Below are 22,257 nucleotides of genomic sequence, written 5' to 3'. Positions count from 1 at the left end.
TCAGCGCTCGGAGAGCGCCTCGACCACGATTTCGCACATATCGTCCCCGCGCAGCGGCGAACGCGTCTCCTCCACGTGGAACCGCCCACCGCCCCCGCCGAAGAGCGCCGCGTACGACGCCGCGCTGATCGGGTTCGGCGCCGCGAAATCCACCCGGTGGAGAAGCTGCATCACGGCGAGAACCGCGCCCTGCTGGAAGAAAAGGCGGTTTCGCACGGACGCACCATAGCGCGTCCCGTAATAGATGCTCTCCTGCGTGGTCGGGCTGCGCACGACCAGCGATTGGCCCGGGAAAAACTCGACCGAATACCACCGACCCCAGCCGAGCACGCGGGCGATCGACAGGAATTTCTCCAGCCTGTGCTCGACCGGCCCCGTCGCCTTCGAGGAGATCGCCCACTCCGGCGACGAGAGCACCCCGCCAAGCAGATGAAAGGCCCCCGACTGAGCTGCCTCGCGCACCAGCGCCGCATACACGGGCACGAGCTCCGGCGTGCGGCTCTCCAAAAGGTGCATCGTGTCGAACGTGATCTGATTCACGTACCCGACCGGCACGATCGCGAGGCGCACGCCAAACGCCCGCACGACGCCCTCCTCGGTCGCCACGAGGTTCCGGATGACCCGCATCGCCGAGGGAATCGCCTGCGGATACTGCGAGGCCGGCGCGTCGAGCGGCGGCGCCTTGAGCGGGAGGCTCGCGACGACCTGCCGCGTGACCGCCACGCCGAGCCGCGGTCTCTCCGGGCGGCGCGAGAGCGTGAAGGCGCAGCTGCCGTCGCCCCGACCCACGCACGAGACCTCCTCGGCCTCGAAATGCCCCCAGTCCGAGGGAAACGCGAGGCTCGCCGCCGCCGCCGAGAAGCCCGCCGCGAACGAGTCGACCGGTTGCTTGTGCCGGATGACCTTGCCGTACTTCGAGGCGAAGCTCGACCCGTAGAAGAGCGCCTCGCCACGCACCACGCCGCCCTCGGCCGCGACGTCGAAGACGAGCTTGCCGTGGCCCATCGACGAGAAGAGCGCGGACGCCACTTCGAGCCGGTCCTTCGCGCCCTCGACGCTCTGCGTCTTGAAGACCGCTTCGAGCAGCGCGTGCGAACTCTCGAAGGCCGATTGCTTGCGCACGGCCCAGCCCTCGCCGCCGAGCGCGTCGGAGATCGTCTGGTCGAGAAAAATCCCGTGGTGGTGGCTCTGGACGTAGACGAGCTGGTCGCTCAGCGTGAGGAGCGAGTGCGGCTGCAAGTCGCGGACGAGCTCGCCAAGCGACTTCATATCTTGCTCCGAAGCTCGGCGCGGTCGATGCCGAGGATGTCCTCCGCCGCCGTCTCGAGCAGGACCATCGCGTCAGCACCGAGCGACTCGGGGTGGTCGAGCGCGAGCGGTTTGATGCCCGCGCGCAGCGCCACGCGGAGGCGCACGACGTGCGGATCGGGCGCGTGCGCGTCGAGGTACGCGAGGAGCTTCGTCGCGCGATCGATCTCCACCTTCGTGCCCCGCGGCGGCGGGCGCGACGAACGCACGACGACCGCGCCGCCCGTCGGAAACGCGAGCGTGCGCGCCGGCTCCTCGTGATCGGCTTCGTCCGGCTGGGGCTTCGAGACGACGTTCACCGTCGGCGGCGGCGCCGAGACCGCAGGCACACCCGAGGGCGGCGTGATCGAGTCCTGCGGCAGCTCGGGCCGGAGCGTCATGGCGATCCGCGCCGCGTGGTAGCGGACGAAGCCGAGCGGCACCGTGCCGTCGAAGGAGACCGCCACGACGTGGCCGTGCACGCGCCGGATCACGATCACGCGGCCCGGCATCTCCAGCGTGATCAGCGGATCGGAGAGGTCGGCCGGGCCCGGATCGAGCATCGGCGTGGGCGCGAGGAAATCGAGCCTTCGCGCGTGGACCTGGCTCGTCTTGTAGACCTCACGCAGGCTCTGCGTGACGGCGCCCGCCGTATAGCCGGATCCCGGGCGGATCCAGGCCGCGTGAATCTTCCCGTCGGCGATGTGGAACGCGACGATCGCCTCGACGCCGTCAGCGCTCAGGGCGAGCTGCTCGACGAGGGACGCGCCGGCGGGAGGAGCTCCTTTCGGCCGAGCAGGCCTCGCCGTCATGGTCCTCCGGTGCGGAGCGTGTCGCCGAGGGCATGGCGGCAAGCGAGGCGAATGCCGTGGGACTGCGTTGGCGTGAGCGGACGCGTGCGGTTCAGGCCGACGAAGAAGAGCGTCGCGCCGACCTGGAAGCCGACGAGCTGGAAGCACGGCCCCTCGCCGATGTGCATCTCGAACGTCGCGCCGAGGTTGCCGGGCACGGCGGACGCGAGCGAGGCGATCGACGAAGCGACGAGGCCCGAACCCGCGAGCTTCGCCTCGGTATCGCTCACGGCGCCTGCGAGCGGCAAACCCGCGGCGTCGGCGAGGAACACGTCGGTCGCGCCCGTGGCTTCGCCGATCCACTGCACGATCTTCTCGCAGCGCTGCACGGGGCTCGTGATGCCCGAGAGGTCCGGCAGCTTCGGCAGGTTCCGCGGCGAATCGCCCGCGTTCGCTTCCGCGTCGTGCGCGGCGGAGGCCGCGGCGTACCCGCCACGCGGCGGCGCCTCTGCAAGCGGCGGCGGCGAGGCCTCGGTCGCCGGCGCGGTCGCTCCGGGATCGAAGGAGACGAGGTCGGGCGGCAGCGGCTCGACGGCCGGCGCCTTCTTCTTGCCCTTCTCATCCCCCGCGATCGCGTTCGCGGCCGCGATCGCGTTCGTAAGGTCAAACGAGGAGCGGGATCGGGCCATCGTCCTCCTCCGTGGCGGCGCCGCTCTGGGTGTCGAGGCGATCGAGCACGTCGTTCGCGAGCTGATCGAAGACGCGCGCGAGCGGCGGCGGTCGCTTCTGCATGAGCAAGAGCGGCGAGCCGCGCAGCGATGCTTCGAGGAACACCTCGTCGCGGGGAATCACGCTGTCGAGGATGATGCCGCCCGGGAAACGCGTCCACAGCGTCTCGGCGACCTCGAGCGAGGCCGGCGTTTGCCGATCGAACATCGACAGCACGATACCGATCAGCGTGAGGCGCGGGTTCTTCTCGGCGCGGATGCGGTCGACGAGCGCGAGGAGCTGACCGACCGAGCGGAGCGCGAGCGGTTCGGCCTGGAGCGGGGAGAGCACGTGCGTCGCGGCCTCGAGCGCGCGGCTCGTCACCTTGCCGAGGCCCGCGGGGCAGTCGAGGAGCACGATGTCGAACTCGCTTTCGAGCTTGCTGAGCATGCCGGTGAGCATGCCGGTGCGCGTGAGCGCCTCCTCGAAGCCGGCGACGGTCGTGGGATCGACGCGACCCACGCTGAGCACGTGGAGCTGCGGATCGCGCGTCCGGAGCAGGACGTTGCCGATGTGCTCGGCGCCCGTGAGCACCTCTGCGATGCCTGGCCGCGCGCGGTCGGGAAGCCCGAGCGAGAGGCAGAGGCTGCCTTGCGCGTCGAGCTCCATGAGCAGCGTGCGGTTGCCGGCCCGGGCGAGGGCGAGACCCAGATTGAGCGAGATCGTGGTCTTACCGACGCCTCCCTTTTGGCTGGCCACGCAGATGACGTGCATGCTTCTCGCGCCATCGTAGCAGGACACCACGCGAAAAGGTGGCCCCGCGCGGCGACGAACTAGATCAGGCTGATCCGCTTCATCAGCGAGCCGCACAGATCCGACTGCGGATTTCTTTGACGTTCGATATTGAGCCCGGCCCGGAAGATCGCGCTCGCGCTCTCGATGTTGCCGAGCACGACGTGACACATGCCGAGCATCTCGTGATCTGCCGGATCGCCGTGCGTCGTCACGAGCTCCGTGAGGGGTGGCACAGCGGCAAGATGCGCCTCACGCATCGCGTCCGTGGGCCGCTCAGGGTTCGGCGCGCCCTTCGCCATGATCATGAGCTTGAACGCGCTCCTCTGATCCTCCGGTCGATGCTCCGCGAAGTCAGGCCTCGAGAAGAGGTCGCGGTAGCCCGCGTATGCCTCGTCGAGCTGGCCGTCCCGCCAGTGCTTCACGATGACCTTGACCGTCTGAACCAGTTCCTCCTTGTTCGCCATTCTGGGAACGATACACAAGAGCACGCGCGGAGGGGAGCCGCGAGCGCATGCAAGGCACGAGAGCGGCGTCACGAACGGGGAGCGGAGGACGCGGAAGAGGCTAAGCTCTGCCCAGGATGTTCCTCGATTTCCTGTACGAGCTCAGAGGCAGGCAGGTGCCGGTCGGCACGCAGGAAGCCGTGGCGCTCGGCCGCGCCCTCGCCGCAGGTCTGCACGACTCGTCGCTGGAAGGTTTTTACCACGTGGCGCGGGCCCTGTGCGTGCACTCCGAGGCCCACCTCGACGACTTCGATCTCGCCTTTGCGAAGCACTTTCGCGGCGTGCACGTCGAGGCGAAAAAGATCGCCGAGGAGCTCCAGGCGTGGCTCCGGGATCCGAAGCAGCTCCGCCAGCTCAGCGAGGAAGAGAAGGCGATGATCGAGGCGCTCGACCTCGAGGAAGTGCTGCGCCAATTCGAGGAGCGGCTGCGCGAACAGAAGGAGCGCCACGACGGGGGCAACCGGTGGATCGGCACGGGCGGAACGTCGCCGTTCGGCCGCGCGGGCTTCCATCCGTCGGGGATCAGCGTCGGTGGGGGCTCGGGGGGCAAGAGCGCGATCCATACGGCGGATGCGCGCAAGTACCGCTCGTACCGCAGCGACATCACGCTCGACGTGCGCACGATCGAGGTCGCGCTGCGCAAGCTCCGCGGCTTCGAGCGCGAGGGCGCCCACGAGGAGCTCGACGTCGAGGGGACGATCGACGCGACGGCGCGGAACGCGGGCGAGCTCGAGGTCGTGACGCGGCCGCCGCGCCGGCCGAACACGCGCGTCATCCTGCTGATGGACGTCGGCGGCTCGATGGATCCGTACGCGCACGCCGTCTCGCAGCTCTTCAGCGCGGCCAAGCGCGCGACGCACTGGAAGGAGCTGCGCACGTACTACTTCCACAACTGCGTCTACGGGAAGGTCTACAAGACCGAGGGTTTTCAGGACCCCGTGAACGTGCGCGACCTCATCCACGAGTGCGGCAAGCACTACAAGCTGGTGCTGGTCGGCGACGCGTCGATGGCGCCCTACGAGCTGCTCGGCGCGGCAGGCTGGGGCGACGACGCGGGCACGCCGGGCGTCGCGTGGCTCGCGATGCTGCGCGAGCACTTCGAACGATCGGTCTGGCTGAACCCGGATCCGCCGAGCGGCTGGTCGCACGGCACGGTGCAGATCGTGCGGGACGTGTTCCCGATGTACCAGCTCACGCTCGAAGGGCTCGGCGAGGCCGTGGCACAGCTCGTCCGTGGCAGGAAAACGCGTCGCTAGGAATCGGCCTTCGCGGGCAACGTGAGCCGGAAGAGCGCGCCTCCCGAGGGCGCGGCGAGCGCCTGGATCGTGCCGCCGTGCGCGCGCGCGATGGTGCGGCACAAGGCAAGGCCGAGCCCCGTGCCCGTCGGTTTGCTGGTCACGGCGGGCTCGAAGATGCAGGGCGCGATCGCCGGATCGACGCCCGGCCCGTCGTCCTCGACCTCCAGCACGACAGCCTCGTCGGCCGCGCGCGCCCGCACGACGATCCTTCCTGACGCGCGGCCTTCGAGCGCGTCACGCGCGTTCAGGAGCAGGTTCAGGATCACCCGCTCGATCAGGATCGGATCACACGCAACCTCGAGATCCGGCGGCGTCACCTGCACCTCGATCGTCGCGCTCACGTCGAAGAGCTCTCGCTCCGCGGAGGCCAAGATCTCCGCGACGGACGCGGTCTCCACGCCGAGCGGCTCACCCCGCGCGAGGCCGAGCACGCGGTCGATCACCTCTTGCCCCTTCCGCACCTCGTTCTCCGCGCGGGCGAGATGCTCACAGAGGCGCGTACGATCCTCCGCGTGGCGCTTGGCGAGGTAGAGCGCCGACTCGATCGCGGCGAGCGTGTTCCGGAGCTCGTGCGCCACGCCTGCGCCGAGGGCGCCTGCGATCGCGAGCGCCGCCGCGCGCGCGTCTCGATCGTTCGGATCGGATGACGTCGTCACGGCGCGCGAGTCTAGCGCGAAGGCGCGTAAAGCAAGGTCCCCCGGCGGCGGCGTGGTCCTCGTCGACTCGCTGCCATCACACGCCGACGCCGGGGAACCGATCGAAGCGAAGCAAAGGAAAGAGCGCTCGCGCGCTGCGACGAGGACATCGAGCAAGAGCTGGGCCGCGCCTGCTCGCCCGGGATTCCTGCGTCCTCCAAGGGCGTGCGAAGGCGCCTCCTCTGACAACGCTGTCGCATCGGTGGGTCCTGCCGTGCGCAGGGCTCCCCGCCGCGCGGACGCTCCGGGCGTAGAAATTCAGGTGCCGGCGAGGAGCTGGTAGGCGAGCCGCGCCGCGAGCGCGAGCGAGACGAGCAGGACGGCCGATCGAATGAGCTGCTCGCCGCCCTTCACGGCCGCGCGTGCGCCGAGGACGCCGCCGACGGCTTGCGCCACGGCCATCGGCAACGCGAGGCGGAAGTCGATCCGTCCGGCGAGCGCGAAGCTCACCATCGCGGCGAGGTTCGAGGCGAAGTTCGCGACCTTCGCGTTGGCCGTCGCGCGCGTGAGGTCGTCGCCGAACACCGTGGTGTAGAGCAGGATCAAAAACGTTCCCGTGCCCGGCCCGAAGAAGCCGTCGTACGCTCCGATCACGAGCGCGATCACCACGGCCGTCACGAGCGGACGACGCTCCGCGATCGCCCACGGCTTCGGCGCGGGCGGCGGCGCATCGGGCTTCGATTGCTCCTTCGGCCGTCGTCTTCCGCGTGATGCGAAGAAGATCGCGACGCCGATCAGGAGCACGAGCACGATCGGGCGCAGCACCTCGGGGCGCGCCGCGAGCAGCGCGCGCGCGCCCGCCGCGGAGCCGAGGCCGGCGGCGAGGAAGGTCGGCCAGAAGCGCTTCTTGTCGACGCGGCCCGCGCGCACGAACGAGAGGAGCGACGCGCCCGAGCCGAAGACGGCCTGCCCCTTGTTCGTGCCGAGCGCGAGGCGCGGATCGGCGATCGCCACGAGCAGCGCGGGCACCGTGAGCAGACCGCCGCCGCCGGCGATCGCGTCGATCAGGCCGGCGGCGAGGGCGACCGCGCAGAGGAGCGGGAGGACGAACACGAACGCAGGGCGTTCCTATCCAAAAGCGAACGCGCTGTCACTCGGCGTCGGCCGACGCGAGCGCGGACGCGGAAGCGGCGGAGGATGCCGAACGTTCCCGCCCGAGCGCGCTCTTCACTGCCGCGAGATCGAGCGGCGAGAAACGCGCGTCCGCAGCGCCGCCGAAGAGCTCCAGGCGGATCGCGCGATGCGCCGGAGCGACGCCGCCTTCGCCACAGATCACGGCTGCGATCTCCGACGACTTCGCCGCGCCCGAGCCCGTGATCTCCACGAAGACGTCGAGCGTCACGAGGTCGCCCAGAAGCCCTGCACGATCGAGCGCCGCGCGCGCCTCCGCGCCGCCCACCTCGGCCGAGAGCAGGTACTTGCGCACGTCGACCACCTTGCCGATCCCCTCGATCTCGCGCCGGATCTGGAGCGATGGCGCGGCCATCGCCGCGCGGCACGCGGAAGCGAGCATCTCCTCGGCGGTTTGCCCCGGCGGCGCCACGAGCGCCGAACGCGCGAACGCGAGCACGTACCGCGCGCCGCGGATCACCCGGGAGATCGCCGCGTCCTCCGACCCGAGCAGCGCAGCTCCGCGGAATCGCAGTCCCGAGGGGCTCGCCGCGTTCATCCGCTCGACGAGCGACGCGATCTCCGCGGGTTCGAGCGCGCGTTCGAGCCGCACGTCCGCGTACTCGTCGAGGCTCGCCACGCCGAGCGAGAGCGCCGGCGAGAAGATCATGTCGGGCTTCGGGTGGAAGCCCTTCGTGTAGACCATCCGCTCGCCGACGCGCCGGAACACGCGCGGCAGCTCGCGCACCACGTCGAGGTGCCCGAGCAGCGCCATCGCGCCCGTCTTCTCGAACCGGATGCGATACAAGAATCCGCCGCGCCCCTTCACCGGCGGCGCCTTCTTCACCGGCGCGGGCGCTTGCTCGATCGCCTCGTCGACCTCGCCGTCCACGGGCGCCTCGACCGTCGGCGCTGCCACGGGCGCATCCGTGATCAGCGGCAGCCGCTTGTTCGCGCCGAGCCTGCGGAGGAAGTCGACCCGCTCGCTCCGCATCTGCGTCATGTCGCAGGCGACGCCGCAGTCGTAACAGACGAGCCTGCGTTGATCGCCGACTGCGTCCTCCACGTTCGTGTGGTGCACGAACGTCCCCGCGACCTTCCCGCACGGCGGACTCAACCGATTCTGCAGCGCCTTCCTGTACTCGCGCGCCAAAAACCCTTCTTCGAGGCCGACGTCGATGTGGTCCCAGGGCAGGCGCGCGGTCACGGGGATCGTGTTGAGGAAGCGCGAGCGATCCGTCCCGAAGTGCGTGAACGCCTCCTCCCACACGTCGAGCCGCAGCCGATCGTCCCACGAGTCGAAGCGCGCCCCGTTCCGGTACGCGCGCTCCAGCACGTCGCACAGACTCCGATCTCCGCGCGCAAAAATCCCTTCGAGCACGCTCGCGTCCGCGCCGTGCGTCTTGAGCTTCACGTTGCGGTAGTTCCTCACCGTCTGCCGCAAGAGGTCTTGCTTGCGCGCGACCTCGCCGAGCGTGTCCATCGCGGCCCACTGGAACGGCGTGTGAGGCTTCGGAACGTGCGTCGACACGCTCACCGTCACCTCCACGTTTTTCTTGCCGATCTTCCGACCCACGCCGGCCGTGCGTGCGCCCATCTCCACGATGCCGGCGACGTCCGCGTCCTCCTCGGTCGGCAGGCCGATCATCGAGTAGAGCTTCATCCGGTCCCAGCCGCGCGAGAAGATGCGCTCGGCCGTCTCGAGCAGTTGCTCCTCGGTGACGTTCTTGTTCACCACGTCGCGCATCCGCTGCGTGCCCGCCTCCGGCGCGAACGTCAGGCCTGTCGCGCGCACGCGCTTGAGCTCGTCGAGCAGATCGGGCTCGAGGCCGTAGGCGCGCAGCGACGAGACGCTCATGCTCACGCGCTCCTTCGCGAGTTTGTCCGCGACCTTCTTGATGAGCGGCGAGATGCACGAGACGTCGGCCGTGCTGAGCGCCGTCAGCGACACCTCGTCGTTGCCCGACGCGCGCACCGCTTCGAGCACCGTGTTCACCACCTGCTCCGGGTCACGCTCGCGCACGGGCCGGTAAATCATGCCCGCCTGGCAGAAGCGGCATCCTTCCGTGCAGCCGCGCGCGATCTCGATCGACACGCGGTCGAAGATCGCCTCCGGCCCGCCCGTCGGGCTCACTGCGGGGAACGGGTACTTGTCGAGGTCGACGAGCGCGCGATCGATCGGCAAGGGCAACCCCTTCTCGATCGGCGCCTGCACGATCTGGAAACCCGTCTCCGGATCGACCTCGGTCCGGTAGAGCGACGGCACGTAAACCGCGCCGAGCTTCGCAAGCGTTGCGAGCCGCTCGCGTCGCGGCACGCCGGCCTTCTTCAGCCGTGCCCACGTCAGCGCCACCTGGGTCGCCTTCTCCTCGCCGTCGCCGATCACCACCGCGTCGATGAACGCGCTCACCGGCTCCGGGTGCGTCGCCACCGGCCCGCCGGCGATGACCAGCGGATCATCCTCGCCGCGATCGGACGAACGCAGCGGCACGCCGCCGAGATCGAGCATGAGCAGGATGTTCGTGTAGGTCAGCTCGAACTGGAGCGAGAAGCCGACCACGTCGAAGTCCCGCAACTTTCGTTTGCTTTCCAACGAAACGAGCGGAATGTTCCGGGCTCGTAGCTCTGCCTCGACGTCCTTCCACGGCGCGTAGCAACGCTCGGCCAGCGTGCGTGGATCGTCGTTCAGGAGCTTGTAGAGAATCTTGAACCCGAGGTGGCTCATCCCGATGTCGTAGACGTCGGGGAACGCGAGGCAGACCGTCGCCTCTACGCTTCCCCAGTCCTTGACGACCGAGCCAACCTCGCCGCCGGTGTAACGCGCGGGCTTCTCCACGCGATCGAGAAAAGCGGCGTACGGGTGGCCATCGAGAACTGCGGGGGCTTCTGCCATGGGAAAACCTCGGGCGAAGGGTCTTTCGGGTAGCACGCGAGAACCGCAGCGAGAAGGTTCGCGTGCAGCGAACGTGCGCATGGGCGCGCCGGGTTGCGCGGGCTGCTCTTGGCGACTAGGTTGCCCGCCCTCGTGTCAAGGCGTTTCGAGCTCGTCTCAGGCTTCACCCCGCGTGGCGACCAACCTCGCGCGATCGAGGAAATCTGCGGGGCCTTCGGCCGGTCGGAGACCTTCCAGTGCCTGCTCGGCGTCACCGGGAGCGGCAAGACGTTCACGGCGGCCAAGGTCATCGAGCGCCTCCAGCGCCCGACGCTCATCCTCGCACCCAACAAGACGCTGGCGGCCCAGCTCTACGGCGAGATGCGCGAGCTCTTCCCGAACAACGCCGTCCACTACTTCGTCAGCTACTACGACTACTACCAGCCCGAGGCGTACGTCCCCGCGAGCGACACCTTCATCGAGAAGGACGCGATCATCAACGACGCCATCGACCGGATGCGCCACGCCGCCACGCACGCGCTCCTGTCCCGGCCGGACGTGCTCATCGTCGCCTCCGTGAGCTGCATCTACGGCATCGGCTCGGCCGAGAGCTACCACGGCCTGCTCATCAAGATGGAGCGTGGCCAGGAGCTGCGCCGCGACGAGCTCCTCCGCCGCCTCGTCGACATCCAGTACGACAGAAACGACATCGACTTCCACCGCGGCACCTTCCGCGTGCGCGGCGACGTCGTGGAGATCTTCCCGGCGTACGAGGAGAACATCGCGATCCGCGTCGAGTTCTTCGGCGACGAGATCGAGGCCATCAAGGAGGTCGATCCCGTCCGCGGCAAGGTGCTCGGCACGCTCGACCGCATCGCGATCTACCCCGGCTCGCACTACGTCACCGAGCAGCAGCAGCTCCGGATCGCCATCGCCTCGATCCGCGAAGAGCTGCGCGACCGGCTCGACTTCTACGACAAGGCCGGCCGCTTCTTGGAGAAGCAGCGCATCGAGCAGCGCACGATGTACGACCTCGAAATGCTCGAGCAGATGGGCTTCTGCAACGGCATCGAGAACTACTCGCGCCACCTCTCGGGCCGCAAGCCCGGCGAGCCGCCGCCCACGCTCATCGACTACTTCCCCAAGGATTTTCTCCTCATCATCGACGAGTCGCACCAGACGATCCCGCAGGTCGCGGCGATGTACCGCGGCGACCGCGCGCGCAAAGAAACCCTCGTCGAGTACGGCTTCCGCTTGCCGAGCGCGCTCGACAACCGGCCCCTCAAGTTCGAGGAGTTCGAGTCGCACTACGACCGCGTCCTGCTCGTCAGCGCCACGCCCGGCGACTACGAGCTCCAGAAGACCGGCGGCGAGGTCGTCGAACAGATCATCCGCCCGACGGGCCTCACGGATCCGCAGATCGTCGTCCGCCCCGTCGCCGGCCAGGTCGACGATCTACTCGAACGCATCCGCGAGCGCGTCGCGCAGAGCGAGCGTGTCCTCGTCACCACGTTGACCAAGCGCATGGCCGAGGATCTGACCGAGTACTACACGGAGCTCGGCGTCCGCGTCCGCTACCTGCACTCGGACATCGACACGCTCGAACGCGTGGAGATCCTCCGCGATCTCAGGCGCGGCGAGTTCGACGTCCTCGTCGGCATCAACCTCCTGCGCGAGGGCCTCGATCTGCCCGAGGTCTCGCTCGTGGCGATCCTCGACGCCGACAAGGAAGGCTTCCTCCGCAGCCCGCGCTCGCTCATCCAGACGATCGGCCGCGCCGCGCGTAACGTCCGCGGCGAGGTCATCATGTACGCGGATCGCGAGACGGACGCGATGCGTTACGCCATCCAGGAGACGAACCGCCGCCGCGAGATCCAGAGCGCGTACAACGTCGCGCACAACATCACGCCCGCGACGGTCACGAAGGCGATCCTCGATCTCTCACCGACCTCCGGCGCGCGCGACTACTACGCCGTTCCCAAGGGCGGACGTGGCGCTACAGCCTCCGGCAAGGAAGCCGCACCGACGGGCGCTGATCTCGCCGAGCGCATCGAAGCGCTGCGCTTGGAGATGTTCGCCGCTGCGGAAAACCTCGAGTTCGAGAAGGCAGCGCGCCTGCGTGATCAGCTCCGCACGCTCAAGGGCGAGCTCGAAGATTCGGGCGCGGAGGTCCCGCCTCCGGCGACCAAGGCCAAGCCTCGTGCGAAGGCCAAGGGGAGCGACGCGCAGCCCTCGCGTGGCGCGAAGAAGTCGAGCCCGCGCGGCGGCGGCGGCAGCACGAGCCGGGGCCGCTACCGCTGAGCGGCGGCGGCCTCGCGGGCTCGATTCGATCTCACGTGCTGCGACGGATGGCCGGGATGTAGCGGGCCTCGATCGGCCCTTCGGCGCCCGTCGTTTCGAGTGCCTCGATGTCGGCGTGCACGCGCGACACCTCGTCCACGACGGCCTTCACGTCGAGGCCCGACGTCCCTTCGGGCGCGTCGCGCAGTTTGTCGAGGGCGAGCTCCAGCAGTTGGGCCGCGCCGCTCGGGCTCTTGGCGCGATGCAGTTTGTGCATCGCCGTCGCCACGAGGATCAGCCCCTTGACGAACTCGCGCGACGGATCCGATTCCGGCCGCGTGCGCCGGTAGTCCTCCCAGATCTCGTGCGCGTCGTAGAACCGCTCTGCGGCGTACGCGTCGAGGCCGTTCTGGAAGAGCGTCTCCGGATCATTTGACGGCGGAGAAACGCGCGGCTCCAGCACGGGACCCGAGCCCACGCTCTTCAGCGGCGGAATGAACGAGTCTTCCAGGTTCTTCTGGGCGACGGACAGGAGGCGCTTGATCTCGGCCAGGCACGTGCGCGTCGCATCGCGGAACGTGGCGAGATCGATGCCGCCGTGGACGTCGGGCAGCGCGTCGAGCTTGATCAGCGCGCGTTCGAGCAGGTGCACCGATCCGCGCAGCTCGGCGTTGTGACGAACCTTGTGCATCGCGTCCGTCACTTGAATGATCGCCTGCAAAAACCGGCGATTTGTCTCGTTTTGCTCGTCCTGGTAGACCTGCTTCCAGGTGTCGTAGGCATCGAAATGGCAACCGGCGCGGTACCACTCGAGACCTCGATTGAATGCAGCTTCACGATCTTGGTTCGCGTCGTCGGCCATGGCGGCGTGGGAGACGATACACGACCAGGTAGGCATTTGAAAGGGTAGGCGCGTGCTCCTTGCCGATCTCTCATCGACCGGACGGACTCGTGCCCGCGCCCTTAGCGCCAGCCGATCGACACCTCGGGTCTGTCCGGGGACATGTGCAGCGCCTAGCCGATCCACCTCACACTCCGAAGGCACGAAACCGACGTGCGGATCATCTCGATCGGCACGGTCGCTTTTTACCGCTCGCCTTTCGCCATGTCCCGCATCGTGGATCCATCCGCCCGTGCGACGCTCACATGGGCGTCTCCGGATCGGACGACAACATTCTTCGGGAGACTCTCATGATCGGAACGACACGAACGAGCCTGGTCCTTCTCCTTTCGGCTGCGGCGCTCGGGGGCGCTGCCGGCTGCAGCGATGACGGACCGCTCCCGTTCGGCACCTCGAGCTCGAGCGGCAGCGGTGGAATGGGCGGGGTCGGCGGTGCAGGCGGCTCCGGCGGAATCGGCGGCGTGGGCGGCGTGGGCGGCTCCGGCGGCGTGGGCGGCTCCGGTGGCGTGGGCGGCATGTCGGACGTCTGCGGCGACGGCGTAATCCAGGAGGAGGCCTGCGATGACGGCAATGCGACGGCGGGCGACGGCTGCGACGCCGCGTGCGCCATCGAGACCGGATTCCAATGCACCGGCGCGCCCTCCGTGTGCACGGCCCTCTGTGGCGACGGCCTGGTGAAGGGCGCCGAGCTCTGCGACGACGGCAATACGATGCCCGGCGACGGCTGCGACGCGGCCTGCATGATCGAGGCGGGCTACCAGTGCACCGGCGAGCCGAGCGCCTGTTGCGCTCCGCAACCGGAGACGTGCGACGGAATGGATAACGATTGCAATGGCGTCCCGGACGAGGGCTGCGATTGCGTCGACGGCACCACGCAGTCCTGTTACATGGGCCCGCCGGGCACCCAGAACGTCGGCATCTGCGTGGGCGGCACCCAGACCTGCGCGGGCGGGCAATGGGGCCCCTGCGTCGGCGAGGTCGTCCCCACGATGGAGATCTGCGACGGCATCGACCAGGATTGCGACGGCACGCCGGACGACAGCGTCGGCTGCATCTGCATGCCCGGCACCACGCAGACCTGCTACACGGGCCCCATGAACACGCAGGGCGTCGGCCAATGCGTGGCCGGCACCGAGACCTGCGCGGCCGACGGCAAATCGTACGGCCCCTGCGTCGGCCAGGTCCTCCCCTCGCTGGAGAACTGCGCCACCCCGGTCGACGACGATTGTAATGGCACGGCGCCCGCTTGCACCGGGGCGCACGTCGTCAGCAAATCCTATGGCGACGCCTCGGCCCAGCAGGGCCTCGCGATCGCCGTCGATTCCATGGGCAACATCCTCGTCGCGGGCAATTTCGCCGGCACGATCGATTTCGGCGGCGGCCTGCTCACGAGCGCGGGCGGCGTCGACGTATTCGTCGCGAAATTCAACGCGCAGGGCAACCACATCTGGTCCAAGGCTTACGGCGGCGCCGGCGACCAGCTCGCCACGGGCCTCGCCGTCGACGCCCAGGGCAATGCGTTCCTCACCGGCAACTTCTCCACGACCATCACCATTGGCGCAACGACCCTCACGAGCGGAGGCGCCGACGATTTCTTCGTGGCGAAGCTCGACGCCGCGGGGGCCGAGGTCTTCGCCAAGGGATTCGGCGCGAACTTCACGCAAACCTCGTCCGGCGTCACCGTCGACAATGCGGGCAACGTCCTCGTCACCGGCGCGTTCTCCGGCACGTTCTCCTGGGGCATGATGATGCTCACGGGCGCCGGCAACCTCGACGTCTACGTGGCGAAGATGGACAACGCGGGCAACGCGCTCTGGGCCAAGGGATTCGGCTCCGCGCAGAACCAGCAAGGGTTCGACGTCGCGACCGACACCGCCGGCAACGTCATCATCGTCGGCGGCATGGAGAACGTCGCCGATTTCGGCGGCGGCCAGTTCGTGGCCACCGGTGGCGAGGACGTCTTCGTCGCGAAATTCGGCCCCACGGGCAATCACCTCTTCAGCAAGCACTTCGGCGACGCCTCGGATCAGCGCGCTCTCGCGGTCGCCGCGGATCCGAGCGGCAACATCGTCGTCACGGGCCAGTATGCGGGCACGATCGACCTCGGCGGCGGCGCGACCACCAGCGTCGGCGGCGACGACGGGTTCGTCGTGAAGTTCGATCCGAACGGCAATCACGCCTGGAGCAAGAGCTTCGGCGCCGTGAGCGCGCAGCGCGGCAAGGACATCACGACCGACGCCTTCGGCAACGTCATCCTCACGGGCGAATTCTTCAGCGTCATCGGGTTCGGCGGCAATACGATCGTCTCGTCCGGCATGGCTGACATCTTCGTTGCCAAGCTGAGCCCCACGGGCACGCAGGTCTGGCTCCGTGGCTTCGGCAGCCCGCAAAACGACCGCGGCGAGGCCGTCGCCGTCGACGCCGCGGGCGCCTCCTGGTTCACCGGCTCGTTCGTTGGAAACGTCAATTTCGGCGGCGGCGCCCTCGCGGGCGGCGCGGCCGACAACGTCTTCCTCCTCGGCCTCGCGCCGTGAAGCGGGCCCACCCTCCCTGCGCGTGATCCGGCTGCGGGGGCGAGCGAAACGGCCCGCTCGCCCTCGCGGCGCCCGCGATGTGTGTGGACCTTCGGACCTTTCGGGGCTACACCTCCCAGGTGACGAAGGATCAAGGAAAACGCGGGGAGCGGGGTCGTAAAAAGGGCAAGGAGGCACCCGCGAAGGGCTCGTGGGGCAGCCTCGCCGCGGCGATCGGCGCCGTCGCGATGCTCGGCGCCCTGCTCTACGGCTCCTTCAAGGCGGAAGATTCTACGGCCTCGGTGAGCCCCGAGCCCGTCCCCGCCGCCACGACCGCGCCGCCCGCCGTCACGACCGCGCCCGCCCCCAGGCCGCCGCCTCCGCCTGGAAAATCAGCGAATGGCGAGAACTGGAACGACGCGCAGATCGCGTGGCAAAGCTACGAGGCCGGCATGGCCCGCGCGAAGGCCGAGAACAAACCGGTTTGTCTCGTCTTCTACACCGCCTGGTGCCCGCATTGCCGCAATTACGCGAACGTCTTCCAGGATCCGCGCATCGTCACGCGCGCCAAGGATTTCGTGATGATTCGCGTGAACCCGGATGACGAGTCCGCGATCGGCGACCGATACGCCCCCGACGGCTCATACGTCCCGCGCACGTTTTTCCTCGCCCCGGACGGAGCGCTCATGGCCGACGTCCACGCGCCGCGCCCCAAGTTCCAGCATTTCTACGACGAGAACGACCCGGGCTCACTCCTCGGCGGTATGGACGCGGCCCTGCGCAAGCTCGCGCGGCCGATGTGAGCCTATTCCTCCGGATCCAGATCCGGACGGCGCTCCCCCATTCCGATCCCCCACCCCATCGAATACCGCGCGTTGATCTCGCAGCGCGGATTGAACTGCAAATTCCCTTTTCCGTCTCGCCAGCGGAACGCGTCCACCCCGAACGGCCCGAAATAACCCGCATCCGCGAGCGCAGCGCCCGCTTGCTCGACCGCCTGCGCGAGGAGCGCCGTCTCCTCCCGGCCGATCTCCCCGGGCTTCGCGGGCCGCGTCGCGAGCCACGTCCCGTCCGGCGCCGTCTCCTGCCACGTCGGCTCGCCGAGCGACATTCGCCCCTCGCGTGACACGAACCCGTGCCACCCGAAATCGGCCACGCGCTCGACCCACGGCTCGACCACGAGCGCGCCGAACGAGCGCAGGGACGCTTCAATCCAGCCCCGTGCCGCGCCGAGCACCTCGTCCACCCGCGCCCGCCGCCGCCCGCGCCCGGCGAATCCATGCGGCCTGCGCAAAAGCCAGTTTCCCCCCAGCGACGGCGCCGCGAGCGCCTCGCGCACCTCGTCCAGCGTCGTCGCGGTCCGTTGCCCCGGCAGCGTCGCCCCGAGCGCGAGCGAGAATCGACGATCGTTCACCCGACGCAGCGCCTCATACGCGGGCGCCGTGGGCACGCGCGCGCCCGCGTACGCGAGCGCCTCGAGCGCGCGCGGCGTCGGCAACCATGCCTTTCCCACCGCCCCTTCAGCGCGCTTCACCTCGTCCGGCGCACCAAACAGCAATATATCGTTCGGACGCACCAATGCCCCGAGCCGCCCCGCGAGTTCCGGCAGCCGCGCGCGCGCTTCCGCTCCGAGCGTCCGTCGCGCGTCTTCCAGCTCGACTTCCGCGCCGAGGTTCAGGAGCCACGCGGTTCGGGCGCCCATTTGTCGAGCTCCTGCAAAAACACCTCGGGAAAACCTGCCCGGATCCGATCCTCTCGATTCAGCGGCGATCCTCGCATCACCATCGGCGAAAGCGGCTCCGGCAGATGCGCGCGCCACGCCTCGAAATCGAGCCCTTCGGTAAATCGCCGGAACCAGTGCAGCCCGAAGCGCACATGCGGCACCTCCTCGGCGCAGACGATCTCCTGGATGCGCGCCCCCTCCTCGTCCCCGATCGCGCGAAATCGCCCGGCAAACCGCGCCGTATGATCGAGATTCCCCCCTTCGAGCCCCATCCCCATCACGGCCGCGAAATGCGCCGGCGATTTCGAGCGCGGCACCCGCTCCCAGAACCAATCCCGCACCGGAAACTCTCCGAATGCGTGACCGAGCCCCTCCATGTACCGCGCGTACATCGCCATGTGACGGATCTCGTCCCCGGCGATCTGCAAAAGCCCCTTCTTGAACGCCCGCGGCGCCTCCGGAAACGCGAGCAGCGCCCAGGCCATCAGCTCGGCGGCCTGCAATTCGTGGTGCAGGAACGTGTGCACGAGCTGCGCCCTTCGCGCCGGGTCCCGGATCGCATCCGGCCCCGGCGACTTGTGCGCGCGTTTCGCAATCTCGAGCGTGCTCGGCCTCCCTGGCCGCTCGATCCGCCGCGCGGGCGCATCCTCTTCCCATCCCGCGGGCACGGGCGGCGGGGCGAGCTTGTGCTCGAGCGCCTCGCTCGTCACGTAATCGTACGCCCAGCGCTCCGCCGTCCCTTCCGGCGGGATCGGGATCTCCATCACGACCTTGCTCGTCAGTTCTTTGGCTCGTTCTTCAGCTCGACGCCGCGCCCGGGCGGGAGCGGATCCCATCGTAACGAATCTCCGACGAGTGTCGAGATCCGCTTCGGCCGCCCGCCGTCGAGCCGCATCACGTAGAGCCCCGGCCCCTCGCCCGACGTCCGCGTCGAGAAAAACGCCACGAGCCGCCCGTCGGGGCTGCACGCCGGATATCCATTGCGCCCTTGCCCCTGCGTCAGCCGCACCATCCCGCGCCCGCGTTCGTCCGTCGACACGAGGTCCGTATCTTTGCCGACCCCCACCGCGTACACCGCCCGCACTCCGTCCGGGTGATTGCAGAACGTCGGAGCCGTCGCGAAGAGCCCGTCCGGCGAGATAGGTTTGTCGTCCACGTAGATTCGTTGCCCGAACCGCCCCTCGCCGGAATACGCGAGGTTGCCGCTCGGCGTGAACGTCGGCCGGAGGGCCATGCCCACCTCGCTCGCGGGCGAAAGGCCCGCGAAATCCGGGCCCACGAACATCTTGATCGTACCCCCGTCCGCGATCGACACGGCGACGCGCGATTTGTCGCGCGAGAACGCGAGCCCGTACACCGAGCCCTTGATGGGCAAATCCACCGCCCGCCCACTCGCCGTCCGGATCCGGTATTCTCCGTTTTGCGCGCTCGCCGCCCAGTAAAGCTCGTCCCCCTTACCAAACGCCGGCGCGACCGCGATCTCCTCCGTCGGTGAAACCGGCTTCGGATCGTGCCCGTCCGCATCCACCGTGAACACGCGCCTGAGCTTGCCCACGCCCGCGACGAACGTCATCCGGCTGGCGAATCCGCCATTTTGCCCCGTCAGCGCCCCGATCACGAGATCCGAGATCCGGTGCGCCTCCTCCCGCAGCTCCGACGCCGGGATCAAAAACCGTTTGTCGAGAACAGCCCCGGCCCCGTTGCGCACGAAATACACCCGCGCCCGGAGCTCCACCTTGTCCTGCCCCGGCACCGGCCGCGCGCGCGCCTCCACGAGCGCCTCGACCTTCTTTTTCGCCCAGATCGAGACATCGAGCGTCTCCGCGCCCCACGCCTCCTCCGGCGCGTCGTCGTCCGTGAGCACCTCGAATTCGCCCGAGAGCTCCAGATCACGCCGCGCCACGCTCCGCATGATCACATCCTCCTCGTCCCAGCTCGACGAGGGCAGGACCGCGATCCGCGGCAGAGGCCGCGTCGCCCCGGCGACGACCACGATATTGCCGAGCAAATCCTCCGGCGACGGCGGCGTCTCCGCGGGCGCGGGCTCCTCCGCGAATGCGGCGACCGAGACGGACGAAACGGCGGCGAGGGCGAGCAGGGTCTTCTTCAATCGCATCGCTCCGGCGTGCAGGTGAAGGTGAGCGAAATCTGGCTCTGGACGATGTCCGGATAATTCTCGGGCGGCGGCGGCAATTCCTCGCCCTTGGCGCTCTCCAGCGCGGCGCGGGCCGCGGCATCGAATGCAGCCTGGCCACTCGATACGATCGCAAAGCTCGCGACCGATCGACCGCCCGAGAGCGTCACCGTCGCGGCCACGCGGAACTTCGTGATCTCCTCAGGCGACAAACCCGACCCCGAGACGCGGAACCTACGGCTGAACCAGCTCCGGACCTTCTCCCGGTAGATGTCCACCGCGCGCGCCTTCAAGGGATCCATCTCGGTCCCGCCCTTCACGCCGTCCTCGTGGCCTTTTTCATCCACGTTCGGCGGAGGCTCGACCTTCGCGGGCTCCTCGATCGGCGTCTCGACCACCTTCGCGACTTCGGCCTCGGGCGGCGGCACCGGCGTTTTCGCCTCGGCCACCTCGATCTCTTTCGGCGGAATCGCCTCCTCGGTCTTTTCCGCCTTCGTCGAGACGAACGCTTTTTCCTCCACGCGGCGTTTCGCCCGCGGCTTCAACCATCGATCCGGAAGCTTCGCCGGATCCCGTTTTCCGCCGAGCTTCAAGGCTGGCGCCGCGTCGAGATCGAGCACGGGCACCACCTTCACGGGCACGCTCGGCCCCTTGTCGATCTCCGGCGCCATGGCCGGCCGATCGAGATTCGCCGCGCGCAGCAGCAACAATGCCCCGCCCTGGAGCCCGACCGCGCAGATCACGGCCAGCGCGATCTCGTGGACCCGAAAATCGCTTTTCGTGGACGGCGCCGCGTCCGTGCTCACCGGACCGCCTCCCGCGCCTCGTCGGGCTCCGGCTCGACCAGCAAATTGAGCCCCAGCACACCCGCCGAGCGCGCCGCCGCGACCACACGCGCGACCGCCGCATACCGCGCGTCCTTGTCCGCGCGGATGTACAGCTCTTTTTCTTTTTGCACCCGCGGGTTCGTCGCGAGCACATCCTCGACGCTCGTCGTCACGTCATCTTCCCCGAAGAGGATTTTTTCCTCCTTGGTCACCGTCACGACGAGCTTCGTGTCCTTGACGGGCGCCTCCGTCGCCTCGACCTGCGGCAATTCGACCCGCAGGCCCGACGCGAGCAGCGGCGCCGTCACCATGAACACCACGAGCAGGACCAGCATCACGTCGACGAGCGGCGTGACGTTGATATCGCCGAACCCTTTTCCCCTGCCCCGCCTCGATCCGCCGGTCGACATGCCCATGGCGCGTCCTTTTCCTCAGGAGCCCTGCGTGCTCGGCTTCGGCAACGTCGCCGGCACCTCGGAGACGAGCGCCACCCAGCCCTCGCTCGCCGCCTCGATCGCCGACAAAAGCGCGTCGATCCGCTTGTTCAGCGCATTGTAGGCCACGACCGCCGGAATGGCTGCCGCAAGCCCGATCGCCGTCGCGATCAACGCCTCGCCGATCGCCGGCGCCACGACCGGCAGGCTCGCGCTCTTCGCCTGCCCGATCCGCAAAAACGCGTCCATGATCCCGTACACCGTGCCAAACAGCCCGACGAACGGCGCGGCCGCGGCAATCGTGGACAACGAGGCCATGAGCGACCCGGCCCGCTGCTCCTGATCGACGAGCGCGCGCTTGGCCACGGAATCGAGCAATTTCGGGCTCCCCGCGCGTTTCCCGAGCTCGAGCACGACCACGGCGCCCGGAGCGTCCGCATACCGGCTCGCCGCGGCGAAGAGCGCGTCGGCCGAGAGCGCATGCTTCGCCTCTTGCTGGAAACGCCGCTCCGCCCGGCTCAACCGGCCGAGCTGGAGCGCCTTCAAGAAGGCGATGACCCAGACCATCACCGCCGCGGCCACGAGCAGCCAGACCACGACGAACACGGGCCCGGACGAATGCAAGACGAGCGAGACCGGATCCAGACGGATCGGCGCCGCGGCAGTTTCGATCGGCGTATCGATCATGGCTTTTCGTCCTCAGTCGGCGAGATACACGTCGACTTTGCGATCCTGGGCCCAGCCGTCCTCGTCCACCCCGGTTGCCTCGATTTCCCCGCGCGACGACATCTCCACGCGCGACTTTTCGAGCCCCTTCTTGCCCAGGAAGTCCGCCACGTTGCCGGCGCGCTTCTGGCCCAAACCGAAGTTGTATTCGGTCTCTCCGCGCGGATCGGCATGTCCGACGAGCTTCATTCCCTTGCCGGCGAGCGGGCCCGTCGTGAAGCAGCGGGCGAGCGCTTCGAGCGCCTTCGTCGCCTCTGGCTCGAGGTCGGACGAGTCGAACGCGAAGCGCGCGCGCGGAATGTCGCCGCACGCCTTCACGATACGGTCCTCGATGTGCACCGAGCCGGCGGTGGGGGTGGTCTTGTCCTTCCTCACGGGCGCGGCGAGCGTGTTCGCGGCCTCGGGCGCTTTCGCGGCTGCGGGGTTCGGCGCGGCCACCGCGGCGGCCGTGCTCGGCGCGGCCACGGGATCCGAACCACAACCGATCGAGAGCGCGGCGAGCGTGGTGCTGAGGAGGGTGATGACCTTGTGACGCGACATGATTCCTCCGGCGAGACGCCCCCCGGCGTCCATCGACTCGCGCTTACCACGTCGCTCGTGTTCGGGCACAAATTTGGCGAAACCCGAGCACTTGGTATAGAGGCCATGATCGCAGCCCTC

General features: G+C 68.7%; 20 protein-coding genes. 4 read left to right on the top strand and 16 right to left on the bottom strand.

The features are described from left to right. Genes KEG38_RS06280 through KEG38_RS06260 form a run of 5 tightly spaced genes read right to left on the bottom strand, consistent with a single transcriptional unit; the run spans position 1 to position 4,045 of the window. Complete coding sequence (locus KEG38_RS06280) at positions 1–1,269, bottom strand: hypothetical protein (protein ID WP_272418142.1); 1,269 nt, start codon at positions 1,267–1,269, stop codon at positions 1–3. Continuing rightward, positions 1,266–2,099 carry a hypothetical protein gene (locus tag KEG38_RS06275; protein ID WP_272418141.1) on the bottom strand — a complete coding sequence of 278 codons (834 nt, stop codon included), beginning with the start codon at positions 2,097–2,099 and terminating at the stop codon, positions 1,266–1,268. The genes KEG38_RS06280 and KEG38_RS06275 overlap by 4 nt, the downstream gene beginning before the upstream one ends. Beyond that, positions 2,096–2,767, bottom strand: a complete 672-nt coding sequence (locus KEG38_RS06270) for a hypothetical protein (protein WP_272418140.1) — start codon at positions 2,765–2,767, stop codon at positions 2,096–2,098. Before KEG38_RS06270 ends, KEG38_RS06275 begins: the two co-directional genes overlap by 4 nt. Next, on the bottom strand, positions 2,742–3,560 hold the full coding sequence (locus KEG38_RS06265) for a ParA family protein (protein ID WP_272418139.1): 819 nt from the start codon (positions 3,558–3,560) through the stop codon (positions 2,742–2,744). Before KEG38_RS06265 ends, KEG38_RS06270 begins: the two co-directional genes overlap by 26 nt. A gap of 59 nt (positions 3,561–3,619) precedes the next feature. Next, positions 3,620–4,045, bottom strand: coding sequence for a hypothetical protein (locus KEG38_RS06260; RefSeq protein ID WP_272418138.1), 426 nt, complete (start codon positions 4,043–4,045; stop codon positions 3,620–3,622). A 116-nt stretch (positions 4,046–4,161) separates the two neighbouring features. On the opposite strand from KEG38_RS06260, the gene KEG38_RS06255 reads away from it, so the two are divergent. After that, positions 4,162–5,340 (top strand): vWA domain-containing protein, encoded by a 1,179-nt coding sequence (locus KEG38_RS06255; RefSeq protein WP_272418137.1) that lies wholly within the window; start codon positions 4,162–4,164, stop codon positions 5,338–5,340. Here the strand turns inward: KEG38_RS06255 and KEG38_RS06250 are convergent. The 3 genes from KEG38_RS06250 to KEG38_RS06240 all read right to left on the bottom strand — a co-directional run bounded on the left by KEG38_RS06250 (position 5,337) and on the right by KEG38_RS06240 (position 10,080). Then, the gene (locus tag KEG38_RS06250; RefSeq protein WP_272418136.1) at positions 5,337–6,038 is read right to left on the bottom strand and encodes a sensor histidine kinase; all 702 of its coding nucleotides are present in this window, start codon (positions 6,036–6,038) and stop codon (positions 5,337–5,339) included. The two genes, KEG38_RS06255 and KEG38_RS06250, sit on opposite strands and share 4 nt — an antisense overlap. 297 nt (positions 6,039–6,335) lie before the next feature. After that, positions 6,336–7,130: a TSUP family transporter gene (locus KEG38_RS06245; RefSeq protein ID WP_272418135.1), complete on the bottom strand. Its 795-nt coding sequence runs from the start codon at positions 7,128–7,130 to the stop codon at positions 6,336–6,338. Positions 7,131–7,167: 37 nt separating this feature from the next. Next, positions 7,168–10,080, bottom strand: coding sequence for a TIGR03960 family B12-binding radical SAM protein (locus KEG38_RS06240; RefSeq protein WP_272418134.1), 2,913 nt, complete (start codon positions 10,078–10,080; stop codon positions 7,168–7,170). 132 nt (positions 10,081–10,212) lie between these two features. Between KEG38_RS06240 and uvrB the strand changes: the two genes are divergently transcribed. After that, positions 10,213–12,360 (top strand): excinuclease ABC subunit UvrB, encoded by a 2,148-nt coding sequence (gene uvrB, locus KEG38_RS06235; RefSeq protein WP_272418133.1) that lies wholly within the window; start codon positions 10,213–10,215, stop codon positions 12,358–12,360. A 31-nt stretch (positions 12,361–12,391) separates the two neighbouring features. Here the strand turns inward: uvrB and KEG38_RS06230 are convergent, their stop codons facing one another. Beyond that, positions 12,392–13,237, bottom strand: a complete 846-nt coding sequence (locus KEG38_RS06230; protein ID WP_272418132.1) for a DUF309 domain-containing protein — start codon at positions 13,235–13,237, stop codon at positions 12,392–12,394. Between the two features lie 293 nt (positions 13,238–13,530). On the opposite strand from KEG38_RS06230, the gene KEG38_RS06225 reads away from it, so the two are divergent. Both KEG38_RS06225 and KEG38_RS06220 read left to right on the top strand, forming a co-directional pair. Further along, positions 13,531–15,774, top strand: a complete 2,244-nt coding sequence (locus tag KEG38_RS06225; protein WP_272418131.1) for a DUF4215 domain-containing protein — start codon at positions 13,531–13,533, stop codon at positions 15,772–15,774. A gap of 119 nt (positions 15,775–15,893) precedes the next feature. Then, the gene (locus tag KEG38_RS06220; RefSeq protein ID WP_272418130.1) at positions 15,894–16,556 is read left to right on the top strand and encodes a thioredoxin family protein; all 663 of its coding nucleotides are present in this window, start codon (positions 15,894–15,896) and stop codon (positions 16,554–16,556) included. A gap of 2 nt (positions 16,557–16,558) precedes the next feature. On the opposite strand, the gene KEG38_RS06215 is transcribed toward KEG38_RS06220, so the two are convergent. The 7 genes from KEG38_RS06215 to KEG38_RS06185 are packed head-to-tail and all read right to left on the bottom strand — an operon-like array spanning position 16,559 to position 22,137. Then, positions 16,559–17,455 carry a hypothetical protein gene (locus KEG38_RS06215; RefSeq protein WP_272418129.1) on the bottom strand — a complete coding sequence of 299 codons (897 nt, stop codon included), beginning with the start codon at positions 17,453–17,455 and terminating at the stop codon, positions 16,559–16,561. Beyond that, entirely contained in the window at positions 17,428–18,240 is an 813-nt protein-coding gene (locus tag KEG38_RS06210) for a ferritin-like domain-containing protein (protein WP_272418621.1), read from the bottom strand. The genes KEG38_RS06215 and KEG38_RS06210 overlap by 28 nt, the downstream gene beginning before the upstream one ends. 14 nt (positions 18,241–18,254) lie before the next feature. Then, complete coding sequence (locus KEG38_RS06205) at positions 18,255–19,592, bottom strand: beta-propeller domain-containing protein (protein ID WP_272418128.1); 1,338 nt, start codon at positions 19,590–19,592, stop codon at positions 18,255–18,257. Then, positions 19,583–20,416 carry a TonB C-terminal domain-containing protein gene (locus KEG38_RS06200; RefSeq protein WP_272418127.1) on the bottom strand — a complete coding sequence of 278 codons (834 nt, stop codon included), beginning with the start codon at positions 20,414–20,416 and terminating at the stop codon, positions 19,583–19,585. The genes KEG38_RS06205 and KEG38_RS06200 overlap by 10 nt, the downstream gene beginning before the upstream one ends. After that, positions 20,413–20,853 (bottom strand): biopolymer transporter ExbD, encoded by a 441-nt coding sequence (locus KEG38_RS06195; protein WP_271928148.1) that lies wholly within the window; start codon positions 20,851–20,853, stop codon positions 20,413–20,415. Before KEG38_RS06195 ends, KEG38_RS06200 begins: the two co-directional genes overlap by 4 nt. 15 nt (positions 20,854–20,868) lie before the next feature. Next, entirely contained in the window at positions 20,869–21,558 is a 690-nt protein-coding gene (locus tag KEG38_RS06190; RefSeq protein ID WP_272418126.1) for a MotA/TolQ/ExbB proton channel family protein, read from the bottom strand. 12 nt (positions 21,559–21,570) lie between these two features. Beyond that, a complete protein-coding gene (locus KEG38_RS06185) occupies positions 21,571–22,137 on the bottom strand; it encodes an OmpA family protein (protein ID WP_272418125.1) in 567 nt (188 codons plus the stop codon). Positions 22,138–22,257: the final 120 nt, after the last annotated feature.

The organism is Polyangium jinanense (assembly GCF_028435265.1).
Classification (GTDB): Bacteria; Myxococcota_A; Polyangia; order Polyangiales; family Polyangiaceae; genus Polyangium; species Polyangium jinanense.
The sequence above is the reverse complement of the archived record's forward strand: the minus strand, read 5'-3'. Positions and strand labels throughout refer to the sequence as shown.

Excerpts from the sequence above, each read along its gene's own strand:
- KEG38_RS06280 (WP_272418142.1), bottom strand. The coding sequence starts at position 1,269 with ATGAAGTCGCTTGGCGAGCTCGTCCGCGACTTGCAGCCGCACTCGCTC.
- KEG38_RS06275 (WP_272418141.1), bottom strand. The coding sequence starts at position 2,099 with ATGACGGCGAGGCCTGCTCGGCCGAAAGGAGCTCCTCCCGCCGGCGCG.
- KEG38_RS06270 (WP_272418140.1), bottom strand. The coding sequence starts at position 2,767 with ATGGCCCGATCCCGCTCCTCGTTTGACCTTACGAACGCGATCGCGGCC.
- KEG38_RS06265 (WP_272418139.1), bottom strand. The coding sequence starts at position 3,560 with ATGCACGTCATCTGCGTGGCCAGCCAAAAGGGAGGCGTCGGTAAGACC.
- KEG38_RS06260 (WP_272418138.1), bottom strand. The coding sequence starts at position 4,045 with ATGGCGAACAAGGAGGAACTGGTTCAGACGGTCAAGGTCATCGTGAAG.
- KEG38_RS06255 (WP_272418137.1), top strand. The coding sequence starts at position 4,162 with ATGTTCCTCGATTTCCTGTACGAGCTCAGAGGCAGGCAGGTGCCGGTC.
- KEG38_RS06240 (WP_272418134.1), bottom strand. The coding sequence starts at position 10,080 with ATGGCAGAAGCCCCCGCAGTTCTCGATGGCCACCCGTACGCCGCTTTT.
- KEG38_RS06230 (WP_272418132.1), bottom strand. The coding sequence starts at position 13,237 with ATGCCTACCTGGTCGTGTATCGTCTCCCACGCCGCCATGGCCGACGAC.
- KEG38_RS06225 (WP_272418131.1), top strand. The coding sequence starts at position 13,531 with ATGATCGGAACGACACGAACGAGCCTGGTCCTTCTCCTTTCGGCTGCG.
- KEG38_RS06215 (WP_272418129.1), bottom strand. The coding sequence starts at position 17,455 with ATGGGCGCCCGAACCGCGTGGCTCCTGAACCTCGGCGCGGAAGTCGAG.
- KEG38_RS06210 (WP_272418621.1), bottom strand. The coding sequence starts at position 18,240 with ATGGAGATCCCGATCCCGCCGGAAGGGACGGCGGAGCGCTGGGCGTAC.
- KEG38_RS06205 (WP_272418128.1), bottom strand. The coding sequence starts at position 19,592 with ATGCGATTGAAGAAGACCCTGCTCGCCCTCGCCGCCGTTTCGTCCGTC.
- KEG38_RS06195 (WP_271928148.1), bottom strand. The coding sequence starts at position 20,853 with ATGGGCATGTCGACCGGCGGATCGAGGCGGGGCAGGGGAAAAGGGTTC.
- KEG38_RS06190 (WP_272418126.1), bottom strand. The coding sequence starts at position 21,558 with ATGATCGATACGCCGATCGAAACTGCCGCGGCGCCGATCCGTCTGGAT.
- KEG38_RS06185 (WP_272418125.1), bottom strand. The coding sequence starts at position 22,137 with ATGTCGCGTCACAAGGTCATCACCCTCCTCAGCACCACGCTCGCCGCG.